General features: G+C 71.8%; 9 protein-coding genes. 8 read left to right on the forward strand and 1 reads right to left on the reverse strand.

What is annotated here, in order from left to right:
- The 7 genes from ACGF5O_RS47865 to ACGF5O_RS47895 form a co-directional block, all read left to right on the forward strand.
- On the forward strand, positions 1–429 hold a 429-nt coding region (locus ACGF5O_RS47865; protein ID WP_393816254.1), incomplete at its 5' end, for an alpha-glucosidase C-terminal domain-containing protein.
- Positions 426–2,144: a maltose alpha-D-glucosyltransferase gene (gene treS, locus ACGF5O_RS47870; protein WP_393816255.1), complete on the forward strand. Its 1,719-nt coding sequence runs from the start codon at positions 426–428 to the stop codon at positions 2,142–2,144. The genes ACGF5O_RS47865 and treS, both read left to right, overlap by 4 nt.
- A 31-nt stretch (positions 2,145–2,175) precedes the next feature.
- Positions 2,176–3,531 (forward strand): maltokinase, encoded by a 1,356-nt coding sequence (locus ACGF5O_RS47875; protein ID WP_393816256.1) that lies wholly within the window; start codon positions 2,176–2,178, stop codon positions 3,529–3,531.
- 4 nt (positions 3,532–3,535) lie between these two features.
- Entirely contained in the window at positions 3,536–5,803 is a 2,268-nt protein-coding gene (glgB, locus tag ACGF5O_RS47880; protein ID WP_393816257.1) for a 1,4-alpha-glucan branching enzyme, read from the forward strand.
- Positions 5,804–5,909: 106 nt separating this feature from the next.
- Positions 5,910–6,998 carry a glutamate--cysteine ligase gene (locus tag ACGF5O_RS47885; RefSeq protein ID WP_393816299.1) on the forward strand — a complete coding sequence of 363 codons (1,089 nt, stop codon included), beginning with the start codon at positions 5,910–5,912 and terminating at the stop codon, positions 6,996–6,998.
- Between the two features lie 141 nt (positions 6,999–7,139).
- Positions 7,140–9,044: an AMP-dependent synthetase/ligase gene (locus tag ACGF5O_RS47890; protein WP_393816258.1), complete on the forward strand. Its 1,905-nt coding sequence runs from the start codon at positions 7,140–7,142 to the stop codon at positions 9,042–9,044.
- A gap of 96 nt (positions 9,045–9,140) precedes the next feature.
- The gene (locus ACGF5O_RS47895) at positions 9,141–9,575 is read left to right on the forward strand and encodes an ATP-binding protein (RefSeq protein WP_393816259.1); all 435 of its coding nucleotides are present in this window, start codon (positions 9,141–9,143) and stop codon (positions 9,573–9,575) included.
- Positions 9,576–9,618: 43 nt separating this feature from the next.
- Here ACGF5O_RS47895 and ACGF5O_RS47900 read toward each other — a convergent pair whose 3' ends face one another.
- Entirely contained in the window at positions 9,619–10,428 is an 810-nt protein-coding gene (locus tag ACGF5O_RS47900; RefSeq protein ID WP_393816260.1) for a methyltransferase domain-containing protein, read from the reverse strand.
- A 257-nt stretch (positions 10,429–10,685) separates the two neighbouring features.
- On the opposite strand from ACGF5O_RS47900, the gene ACGF5O_RS47905 reads away from it, so the two are divergent.
- Complete coding sequence (locus ACGF5O_RS47905; protein WP_393816261.1) at positions 10,686–12,062, forward strand: NAD(P)/FAD-dependent oxidoreductase; 1,377 nt, start codon at positions 10,686–10,688, stop codon at positions 12,060–12,062.
- Positions 12,063–12,067: the final 5 nt, after the last annotated feature.

Consider the following 12,067-nt stretch of genomic DNA (forward strand, 5'->3'; position numbering starts at 1 on the left):
GACTCGGAGAAGTACCAGCTCAGGCCACGGGACTGGGACCTCGCCGACACCGACGGCATCGCCCCGCTCATCACCCGCCTCAACACCGCCCGGCGCCGCCATCCCGCGCTCCGGCAGCTGCGCAACCTGCGCTTCCACCAGACGGACAACGACTCCGTCATCGCGTTCAGCAAGCGCACCGGGGCGGACACGGTTCTGGTGGTCGTCAACCTCGATCCGCACCACACCCAGGAGGCCACGGTCTCGTTGGACATGCCGCAACTCGGCCTGGACTGGCACGCCGTCCTGTCCGTGCAGGACGAACTGACGGGTGAGACCTACTCATGGGGCAGGACCAACTACGTGCGCCTCGTCCCCGGCCGGACGCCGGCGCACGTGCTCCAGGTAGGGCGGCCGACACCAGCGAACGGAGGGCCCAGCGCGTCATGACTGTCAACGACCCCGTCCCGGACACCTTCGAGGACACACCTGCCAGGGACCGGGACCCGGACTGGTTCAAACGCGCCGTCTTCTACGAGGTCCTGGTCCGCTCCTTCCAGGACAGCGACGGCGACGGCATCGGCGACCTCAAGGGCCTGACCGCGAAACTCGACTACCTGCAGTGGCTCGGCGTCGACTGCCTCTGGCTGCCGCCCTTCTTCAAGTCCCCCCTGCGGGACGGCGGTTACGACGTCTCCGACTACACCGCCGTACTCCCCGAGTTCGGCGACCTCGCCGACTTCGTGGAGTTCGTCGACGCCGCCCACCAGCGCGGCATGCGCGTCATCATCGACTTCGTCGTCAACCACACCAGCGACCAGCACCCGTGGTTCCAGGAGTCCCGGAAGAACCCGGACGGCCCGTACGGCGACTTCTACATGTGGGCCGACGACGACAAGAAATACCAGGACGCACGGATCATCTTCGTCGACACCGAGGTCTCCAACTGGACCCACGACCCGGTCCGCAAGCAGTACTACTGGCACCGCTTCTTCTCGCACCAGCCCGACCTCAACTACGAGAACCCGGCGGTGCAGGAGGAGGTCCTGGCCGCGCTGAGGTTCTGGCTGGACCTGGGCATCGACGGCTTCCGGCTGGACGCGGTGCCGTATCTGTACGCGGAAGAGGGCACCAACTGCGAGAACCTGCCGGCCTCCCACGAGTTCCTGAAGCGGGTCAGGCACGAGATCGACGCGATGTATCCGGACACCGTGCTGCTGGCCGAGGCGAACCAGTGGCCGGAGGACGTGGTCGACTACTTCGGCGACTACGAAAAGGGCGGCGACGAGTGCCACATGGCGTTCCACTTCCCGGTGATGCCACGGATCTTCATGGCCGTGCGCAGGGAATCCCGCTACCCCGTCTCGGAGATCCTCGCCAAGACACCGGCCATCCCCTCCGGCTGCCAGTGGGGCATCTTCCTGCGCAACCACGACGAACTGACCCTGGAAATGGTCACCGACGAGGAACGCGACTACATGTGGGCCGAATACGCGAAGGACCCGCGTATGCGCGCCAACATCGGCATCCGCCGCCGCCTCGCCCCCCTCCTCGACAACGACCGCAACCAGATCGAGCTCTTCACCGCCCTGCTCCTCTCCCTGCCCGGCTCGCCGATCCTCTACTACGGCGACGAGATCGGCATGGGCGACAACATCTGGCTCGGCGACCGCGACGCCGTCCGCACCCCCATGCAGTGGACCCCCGACCGCAACGCGGGCTTCTCCTCCTGCGACCCCGGACGCCTCTACCTCCCCACGATCATGGACCCCGTCTACGGCTACCAGGTCACCAACGTCGAGGCGTCCATGTCGTCGCCGTCCTCGCTGCTGCACTGGACCCGCCGCATGATCGAGATCCGCAAGCAGAATCCTGCCTTCGGACTGGGGTCCTACACCGAACTCCAGTCGTCGAACCCCGCCGTACTCGCCTTCCTGCGCGAGTACGAGGACGATCTCGTCCTCTGTGTCCACAACTTCTCCCGGTTCGCCCAGCCCACCGAGCTCGATCTGCGGGCCTACGACGGCCGCAATCCGGTCGAGCTGATCGGCGGGGTGCGGTTCCCCGCCATCGGTGAACTGCCGTATCTGCTCACCCTCGCGGGGCACGGCTTCTACTGGTTCCGGCTCTCCCGAGTCGCCTCCCGCATCGGCCGTCGGAGCTGAGCGTGCGGAGCCGAGGAAAGGACGCGTCACCATGACGAAGACAGTCGACCTGCCCAGGGGCACGACGGCCGGCCTCGACCGGCCGCTGGTCTCGCTGGGCGGGATGCTCCGCGACTGGCTGCCCCGGCAGCGCTGGTTCGCGGGCAAGGACCGGCCCGTCACCGAGCTGTCCGTGCTGTCCGTGACCGAACTCTTCCCCGGGTGCCTGCACCTGCTGGTGCACGCCGACCACTCCCCCCACGGGGGCACCACCCCGTCCGGTGACTGCTACCAGCTCCTGCTCGGCGTCCGCGAACACCGCGCGCCCAGACTGGAGCGGGCCTACATAGGCCGGGCCGAGGAGGGCCCGCTGGCCGGACTCGCCGTCTACGACGCCCTGTACGACCCGCGCGCCGCCGAACTCCTCCTGGAGCGGCTGCGGATACCCGGCACGGCCGGCCCGCTGCGCTTCGAGACCGCACCTCAGGCCCGGATACCCGGCGGGCTCGCCCCCCGGCTGCTGGACGCCGAGCAGTCCAACTCCTCCCTGGTGTACGGGGACTCCTACATCCTGAAGGTCTTCCGGCGGATACAGCCCGGTGTCAACCCGGACCTGGAGGTCCCCGGCGCGCTGGCCGCGCAGGGCTGCGCCCGGGTGCCGGCGCCGGTGGCCTGGTTCCGCACCACCGAGCCGAGCCCGGCGACCCTCGGGGTGCTCCAGCCCTTCCTGCCCGGCGCGGCCGACGGCTGGACCCTGGCCCTGCGCGCGCTCGCCGCCGGAGACGACTTCACCACCGAGGCGCACGAGCTGGGGCGGGCCACCGCGGACGTGCATCTCGCGCTCTCCGCCGCCTTCCCGTCCGCCGTGCACGACGAACACAGCCGCACGGCACAGGCGATGTCGGCGCGGCTGGCCGAGGCCGCGGACGCGGTGCCGGTCCTGCGGCCCTTCGTCCCCGGGCTGCGCGGCGCCTTCGACGCCCTCGCCACCTGTGACGCGGGACCGCTCGCCCAGCGGATCCACGGCGACCTCCATCTCGGGCAGGTGCTGCGCGCGGACCACGAATGGTTCGTCATCGACTTCGAGGGCGAGCCGTCCCGGCCGCTCGCCGAGCGGCGCAGCACCCAGTCGCCGGTGCGGGACGTCGCCGGGATGCTGCGCTCCTTCGACTACGCGGCCCGCCAGCGCCGCCCGTGGCGCCCGGAGTGGGCCCGCCGCTGCCGGGAGGCCTACTGCGCGGGTTACGCTGCCCGGGCCGGCTGGGACCCGCGCAAGAAGCACGCACTGCTGCGCGCCCACGAGACGGACCGCGCGGTGTACGAGGTGGTGTACGAAGCCCGGCACCGGCCGGCCTGGCTTCCGGTTCCGATGGCCGCGATCGAGCGGCTCGCCCGCTGGAGAGGCTGACGTCATGGCACTGCGCGACTCCTCGCTCCCGGAGCCCTCCGGCCCCTCCCGTCCCACGGCCCCGCCCCTGGACGCCGGCGACCGCGGGCGGCTGCTCGCGGGCACCCACCACGATCCGCACGCCCTGCTCGGCGCCCACCCGGTGGACGGCGGCACCCTCTTCCGCGCGCTGCGCCCGCACGCCCGCGCCGTGAGCGTGGTCGTCGACGGGGTGCGCACTCCCCTGGCCCCGGAGGACGACGGGTTCTTCGCGGCCGTGCTGCCGTACACCGAGGTCCCGTCGTACACCCTCCTCGTCGAGTACGAGGAATCGGAGGACGCAGAGGACTCGGAGGACTCGGAGGACTCGGAGAGCGGGAAGGACGGAGCGGCGGGCGCGCACGAGGTCCACGACCCGTACCGCTTCCTGCCCGCGCTCGGCGAGTTCGATCTGCACCTGATCCGGGAGGGGCGGCACGAGCAGCTGTGGAAGGCGCTCGGTGCCGAGCCGATGACCCATGACGGGGTGGCCGGCACCCGGTTCACGGTGTGGGCGCCGAACGCCCAGGGGGTGCGGGTGGCCGGGGACTTCACGTGCTGGGACGGCACGCAGTTCCCGATGCGTTCGCTGGGCGCGGCCGGGGTGTGGGAGCTGTTCCTGCCGGGGGTGGGCGAGGGGGCCCGGTACAAGTTCGAGATCACCTCCCGGCACGGCGGCCGGTTCCTCAAGGCGGACCCGATGGCCCGGCGGGCGGAGGTGCCGCCCGCGACCGCCTCGATCGTGACGGCGTCCCGGTACGAGTGGGACGACGCGGAGTGGATGGCGCACCGCGGCGACACCCCCGTCCACGAGGCGCCGTTCTCGGTGTACGAGGTGCACCTGCCGTCCTGGCGGCCCGGCCTGACCTACCGGCAGCTGGCCGAGGAACTGCCCGCCTACGTCGGCGACCTGGGCTTCACGCATGTCGAGTTCATGCCGGTCGCCGAGCACCCCTTCGGCGGCTCCTGGGGCTACCAGGTCACCGGCTTCTACGCGCCGACCTCCCGGCTCGGCACCCCCGACGACTTCAAGTACCTCGTCGACGCCCTGCACCGGGCGGGCATCGGGGTGATCATGGACTGGGTGCCGGCCCACTTCCCCAAGGACGACTGGGCGCTGGCCCGCTTCGACGGGGACCCGCTGTACGAGCCCGGGGACGAGCGGCGGGCCGAGCATCCGGACTGGGGGACCTACGAGTTCGACCTCGGCAGGGTGGAGGTGCGCAACTTCCTGGTCGCCAACGCGGTGTACTGGTGCGAGGAGTTCCACGTCGACGGCCTGCGGGTCGACGCGGTCGCCTCGATGCTCTACCTCGACTACTCGCGGGACTCCGGGCAGTGGACGCCGAACGTCTTCGGCGGGCGCGAGGACCTGGACGCGGTGGCGTTCCTCCAGGAGATGAACGCGACCGTCTACCGGCGGGCGCCCGGAGTCGTGACCATCGCCGAGGAGTCCACCGCGTGGGACGGGGTGACCCGGCCGACCGACGGCGGCGGGCTGGGCTTCGGGCTGAAGTGGAACATGGGCTGGATGCACGACTCGCTGGAGTACATCAAGCACGAGCCGGTGCACCGCAAGTACCACCACCACGAGATGACCTTCTCGATGGTGTACGCGTACAGCGAGAACTACGTCCTGCCGATCTCCCACGACGAGGTCGTGCACGGCAAGCGCTCGCTCGTCTCCAAGATGCCCGGCGACTGGTGGCAGCAGCGCGCCAACCACCGTGCGTATCTGGCCTTCATGTGGGCCCATCCGGGCAAGCAACTGCTCTTCATGGGGCAGGAGTTCGCCCAGGGCGGCGAGTGGTCCCACGCCGACGGCCCCGACTGGCGGCTGCTCGACCCCGGGTACGGGGCCGCGGCCGATCACCGGGGTGTCCGAGATCTGGTCCGCGATCTCAACTCCGGGTACCGCGCGCACCCCGCGCTGTGGCAGCGGGACACCGATCCGGCGGGGTTCCAGTGGGTCCTGGGGGACGCGGCCGAGGACAACGTCTTCGCCTTCCTGAGGTTCGATGCCGAGGCCCGGCCGCTGCTGGCGGTCTCCAACCTCTCCCCCGTGGTCCGTCCCGGCTACCGGCTGGGCGTGCCCAAGGGGACGCCCGTCTGGCGGGAGATCCTCAACACCGACAGCGCCCGGTACGGCGGCGGGGACGTCGTAAGCCGGGGGCCGCTGCTCGCCGACGACGGGGCTCTGCGGCTCACCCTGCCCCCGCTGGGCACGGTGTGGCTGGAGCCCGTCGCCCCGTAGCCCGCCGAGGACGCCGTCACGTGTTTCCGCCCCCGGGTCCGGGCAGTCCGGGATGAAAGACCCCGCCGCGCCCGGTCGCGGCCCGGCCGGAGGGCGGTTCCCCGTGCTGCGTACCGTCGGAGTGGAGGAAGAACTTCTGCTGGTCCACCCGGACAGCGGGGAGCCGGTGCCCCGGTCGGCCGCCGTCGTCGACCGGGCCACCCTGGACGATCCCGGACAGGCCGTGTTCCAGACCGAGCTGTTCGGGCAGATGCTGGAGCTCGCGACCAGTCCGCAGCGGGACATGGCGGAGCTCGGCGCCGAGATCGTCGGCTGCCGCAAGGAGGCGGGCCGGCTGGCCGGCGAGATCGGCTGCGCGGTCGCGGCGCTCGCCACCTACCCCCTGCCGGTCGACCCGGCGCTCACCCGGCAGGAGCGCTACCGCTGGATGGCCGGGCGGTACGGCGCCGCCATGGTGGACTGGTTCGTCTGCGGCTGCCATGTGCACGTGTCGGTGGAGTCCGACGAGGAGGGCGTCGCCGTCCTCGACCGGATCCGGCCCTGGCTCCCGGTGCTGCGCGCGCTCAGCGTCAACTCGCCGTTCTGGCAGGGCCGGGACTCCGGTTACGCCAGCTTCCGCAGCCGGCTGTGGGCGCGCGGCCCGTCGGCGGGGCCGACCGAGCTGTTCGGCACGCCCGAGCGGTACCGGACGCGGGTCGCGGACATGGTGGCCAGCGGGGTCATCCTCGACACGGGGATGGTGTACTTCGACGCCCGGCTGTCCACGCGCTACCCGACGGTGGAGATCAGGGTGGCCGACGTGTGCCTGCGGGCGGACACCACCGTCCTCGTCGCCACGCTCATCCGCGCCCTGGTGGAGACGGCCGCGCGGGACTGGCGGGCCGGGCGGCCACCGCTCGACCCCAGTGTGAGCATGCTCAGGCTGGCCTCCTGGCAGGCCGCCCGCCTCGGCCTGGAGGAGGACCTCCTCGACCCGGTGACCATGCGGCCCCGGCCCGCCGTCGAGGTGGTGCGCGCGCTCCTCGCGCACACCGCGGAGGCGCTCGCCGACAGCGGTGACACGGTCGGCGCCGAGGAGGCCGTCGCACAGCTGCTGCACAGGGGTACCGGCGCCCGCGAGCAGCGGTCGTTCCTGGCGCGCACCGGGAGCCTGCGGGATGTCGTCGTGGAGTGCGTGCGCCGCACCCAGGGCTGACCTCCGGCGCTGAGCTCTGTCATCGGGACGAAGCGAGTTGACCGTTCCCGACACGAGCCGCACTTCCCTGGGCTAGATTCGACCCGCGTCGACAACAGTACCGATCGGGAGGGTAACCCTCCGTACATCCAGGAGCAGCGCATGCGCGACTACGCCCTCGCTCCGACGACCGCTTCGACCCTGTCCGGCGGGCTCGCCGACAGCGTCTTCGAGACGGCGGACCGGAATCCCACCCTGCCGGTGCTGGCGCGCCGGCCCGAGGGCGCCCCCGCGGGCTGGGAGGAGGTCACCGCGGTCGAACTGCGGGACGAGGTGGTCGACCTGGCCAAGGGGCTGATCGCGTCGGGGATCTCGCCCGGGCAGCGGGTGGCCCTGATGGCGCGGACACGCTACGAGTGGACGGTGATCGGCCTCGCGCTGTGGTCGGTGGGGGCCGAGGTCGTCCCGATCCACCCGACGTCCTCGCGGGACCAGGTCGAGTGGATCCTGCGGGACGCCCGCTGTGTGGCCGTGGTGGTCGAGGACGAGCAGGCGGTGATGACCGTCGGCACGGTGTGCGAGGGGCTGCCCGGGCTCAAGCACGTGTGGCAGCTGGACGCGGGGGCGCTGCCCGAGCTGGTGCGGAAGGGCACGTTCGTCCCGCTGACCACGGTGGAGTCGCTGCGCCGGATCGTGATGCCCGACTCGACGGCGGCCATCACCTACACCTCGGGCACCTCGGGCCGTCCGCTGGGCTGCGCGCTGAGCCACCAGGGGCTCGCCTACCCGTGCGACACCCTGCTGGCGGGCTGGGGGCACACCGCGTCCCGCCCCGGCGAACAGGCCTCCGTCCTGGCCTTCCTGCCGTTCTCGCACGTGTACGGGCTGATGATCATGGTGATCTGCCTGCGCGGCGGGATCCTGATGGGGCACGAGCCGGAGATGACCGAGGCCGCGCTGGCCGCGGCGCTGGGCACGTTCCGGCCGACCTATCTGTACGCGGTGCCGTCGGTGCTGGAGAAGCTGTACAAGACTTTCCTGCGCACCTCGCAGCAGCACGGCCGGGGTGCCCTGTTCGAGCGGGCCGCGGAGACCGCGCGGGACTTCGCCGCGGCCCTGGAACGGCAGCGGCTGGGCACCGGTTCGGGACCGGGCTTCGACCTGCGGCTGCAACACGCCCTGTACGAGCGGACGGTGTACCGCAAGCTGCGGGGCGCACTCGGCGGGCGGGTGCTGCGGGCCACCTCCGGCGGTTCCTCGCTCAGCCGTGAACTCACCCTGTTCTACGAGGGCATCGGCATGTACGTCCACGACGGCTACGGCCTCACCGAGTCCAGCGGCGGGATCACCATGCAGCCGCTGGGCCGGGAGAAGTCGGGCACGGTGGGCCAGGCCCTGCCGGGCACCCAGATCCAGGTGGCCGAAGACGGCGAGATCCTGGTGCGCGGTCCTTCGGTGTTCCAGGGATACGTCGGTGACGACTACGCGACCCGGGCCGCGCTGCGCGGCGGCTGGCTGGCCACCGGGGACATCGGGCGGCTGGACTCCGAGGGCTATCTGACCATCACGGGCCGCAAGAAGGACATCATCATCACCAGCAGCGGCAAGAGCGTGGCACCGGCCCCGCTGGAGCAGCGGCTGCGGATGCATCCGCTGGTGCACCAGGCGGTGGTGGTCGGCGACGACCGGCCGTGTGTGGGCGCGCTGATCACCCTGGACCCGGACTTCCTGGCCCACTGGCGGGGCGGACTGGCGGTCGCGGGCGACTCGCCCGGGCGCGAGGCGCGGGAGGAGAACGCGCTGCGCGAGGAGATCGCCCGCGCCATCGCGTCCGCCAACAGTGTGGTGTCCCGCGCCGAGTCGATCCGGGTCTACCGGGTGCTCCAGGAACCGTTCGCCCCGGGCAACGGCATGCTGACGCCGTCGATGAAGCTGCGCCGGGACGCCATAGCGCGGCACTACGCGGCCGAGATCGACGCCATGTACCAGGCCCGCTCGCAGGCGGTGCGCCGCCCGGGCCAGCCCGAACCGGCGGACTGGGACGACTCCGACAACGTGTTCCGGTGAGCGGATCACGCGTATCCGGTGCCAGGGTGGGAACTCGCCGCGAAGGAGAAGGGACCAGCGCGACGAGAGCGCCTTTCCGGGACTGAGAGAGCCGAGATGGGGACCGGACCACGGCGGGACGACAGAGGATCCGCGCAGGAGACCGGCGGATGCACGGTCCCCTTCCCGGGCCGGCTCCGCGATGTGACCGGTGCCCGGCTCGCGGCCGACGGCTACCTCGCGGGTCTCGCGCGCACCTCGCCGCCCACCCGTCCCGACTGCTGGAACGACATCCTGCTGGTGGTGACGGAGCTGGCCGCCAACGTCGTCCAGTACGCCCCGGGCCCCTTCGAACTGCGGATGCGCCGCACGTACGACGGGGTCCACGTCACGATGCACGACTCCAGCCGGGTCCGGCCCGAGCCACGGCCCTTCCATCCGGACGGGGGCGGGGGCGGCGTCGGGTGGCACCTGCTGCACACCCTGTGCGACCAGGTCAGCGTGGTCGTCACCGCGGACGGCAAGGACGTGCACGCCTTCCTGCCCTGGTGAGGGACGCGCGGGTGACGGGCGCCGCGCCGAGGGCCGGGTGCGGTCACTCGGGCCGGTGCGCGACCACCCCGAACATCGTCACCGACATGTGCACCGCGCCCTGCTGGGCGGCCTCGGCGAGATCGGCGTACAGCGTGTCCCGCTCTTCCTCGGTGACGGCGCCGGTGCGCACGGCGGCCTCGCCGAGCATGCGGATCAGCGGCCAGGCGACCGAGCCGTGGTCCTGGAGCAGGGCCTGCGAGCCGCGGTCGTCCACGACGAACCCGGCGGCGCTCAGCTGGCCGACCAGGCGGCGCCCGGAGTAGGGGTTGGCACCGTTGAGGGCGGCCGCGGTCAGGGCGCCCACCACCACCGGGTCGCCGGGGTGCAGCAGCGTGGTCCCCCAGTCGGTGTCGAGCACCGCCACCCTGCCGCCGGGGCGCAGCACCCGCGCCATCTCGGCTATCGCGCGGTCGGGTTCGTGCAGGTGCTGGAGGACCCGCTCGCACCACACGACGTCCATCGAGCCGTCCGGTACCGGCAGCGCCTCCGCCTCGCCCTGCAGGAAGCGGGCCCTGCTGTCGGCGGACCGCTCCTCGGCGACCGCGCGCAGACTCGGGTTGACCTCGACGCCGATGGCGACCCCGTCCGGGCCGAGCGCGGCGGCCAGCGCCCGGGTCTGCGAGCCGGTGCCGGAGCCGACGTCGAGAATCCGCTCGCCTGACCGCAGCGCGAGTGCTTCCTCGGCCCAGGCGCGCAGCCGCCGTACGCCGGGGTTGGCGTCCTGGGAGTCCAGGGCGGCCACCAGCGGGGTCACGCGGTCGCGGTCGATGTGCCGCTTCTGGAAGCCCGTTCCGGGCTGGGTCTGCGCCATGGCGGGCACTCTACTGGCGTATGTGATCGTCATGTGACGGCCTTTGACCGGACGGGAGTCCGGCGCATATCTGTACGACTGCCGGTTTCTCCCGGCGATCCAGGGGCATGCTGGAGCCCACGCGTTCGGCTGCCTGCTCCGCCCGGCTGGCGGAACGGCGTCGGGCACGGTGGGATCGATGTGGTGCGAAGCAAGCGCTCCCGGGCACCCGGACGGCGTCGAGCCGGACGGCCTGGAGCAGCGGAAAGGGATACACCGTGACACGACCCAGGATCCTGGTGGTGGGCGCAGGCTTCGCCGGAGTGGGGTGCGTGCGCCGCCTGGAGCGGAAGCTCTCGCCCGACGAGGCCGACGTCACCCTGGTGTCGCCGACCTCCTACCAGCTCTATCTGCCCCTGCTGCCGCAGGTCGCCTCGGGCGTGCTGACGCCCCAGTCGATCGCCGTCTCGCTGCGCCGCAGCAAGAGGTACCGCACCCGGATCCTCCCCGGCGGCGCGATCGGCGTGGACCTCAAGTCCAAGGTGTGCGTCGTCCGGACCATAACCGACCAGCTGGTCAACGAGCGGTACGACTACATCGTGCTGGCCCCGGGCAGTGTCACCCGCACCTTCGACATCCCCGGCCTGACCGAGCACGCGTTCGGCATGAAGACCCTCGCCGAGGCCGCCTACATCCGCGACCACGTCATCGCCCAGCTCGATCTCGCCGACGCCAGCAACGACCCGGCCGAACGGGCCGCACGGCTGCAGTTCGTGGTGGTCGGCGGCGGGTACGCGGGCACCGAGACCGCGGCCTGCCTGCAGAAGCTCACGCACGCGGCGCTGCACCGCTACCCGAACCTGGACCCGAAGCTGATCAAGTGGCACCTGATCGACATCGCCCCCAAGCTGATGCCGGAACTCGGCGACAAGCTCGGCCGCAGCGCCCAGGAGATCCTGCGCCGCCGCGGTGTCGACGTCTCTCTCGGGGTGTCGATCGAGAAGGCCGGCCACCAGGAGGTCACCTTCACCGACGGCCGGGTGGTGCCCACGCACACGCTGATCTGGACGGCCGGGGTGGTCGCCAGCCCGCTGATCGCCACCATGGGCGCGGAGACGGTACGGGGACGGCTCGCGGTCACCGCCGAGATGACCCTGCCCGGCCACGACGGGGTGTTCGCGCTCGGTGACGCGGCGGCCGTACCGGACAAGGCGAAGGACGAGGCGGGCGCGGTCTGCCCGCCGACCGCGCAGCACGCCATGCGGCAGGGCAAGGTGGTCGCCGACAACGTCATCGCGGCCCTGCGGGGCCAGGCGCTCCACCCTTACGTGCACAAGGACCTGGGCCTCGTGGTGGACCTCGGCGGCAAGGACGCGGTCTCCAAGCCGCTCGGCATCGAGCTGCGCGGGCTGCCCGCCCAGGCGGTGGCCCGCGGCTACCACTGGTCGGCGCTGCGCACCAACGTGGCCAAGACCCGGGTCGCGACCAACTGGCTGCTGAACGCGGTGGCCGGCGACGACTTCGTGCGGACGGGCTTCCAGTCCCGCAAGCCGGCCCGGCTCAAGGACTTCGAGTACACGGACACGTATCTGACGCCGGAGCAGGTCAGGGCACGCGCGGAGGGACCCGCGGACCCGGGCGGTTCGCCGGCGTGACGCAG

The organism is Streptomyces sp. NPDC048291, from assembly GCF_043201715.1.
Classification (GTDB): Bacteria; Actinomycetota; Actinomycetes; order Streptomycetales; family Streptomycetaceae; genus Streptomyces.

What these genes read in the sequence shown, in the direction of transcription:
- ACGF5O_RS47900 (WP_393816260.1), bottom strand. Translation starts at nt 10,428, where the DNA reads ATGGCGCAGACCCAGCCCGGAACGGGCTTCCAGAAGCGGCACATCGAC.
- ACGF5O_RS47890 (WP_393816258.1), top strand. Translation starts at nt 7,140, where the DNA reads ATGCGCGACTACGCCCTCGCTCCGACGACCGCTTCGACCCTGTCCGGC.
- glgB (WP_393816257.1), top strand. Translation starts at nt 3,536, where the DNA reads ATGGCACTGCGCGACTCCTCGCTCCCGGAGCCCTCCGGCCCCTCCCGT.
- ACGF5O_RS47875 (WP_393816256.1), top strand. Translation starts at nt 2,176, where the DNA reads ATGACGAAGACAGTCGACCTGCCCAGGGGCACGACGGCCGGCCTCGAC.
- ACGF5O_RS47895 (WP_393816259.1), top strand. Translation starts at nt 9,141, where the DNA reads ATGGGGACCGGACCACGGCGGGACGACAGAGGATCCGCGCAGGAGACC.
- treS (WP_393816255.1), top strand. Translation starts at nt 426, where the DNA reads ATGACTGTCAACGACCCCGTCCCGGACACCTTCGAGGACACACCTGCC.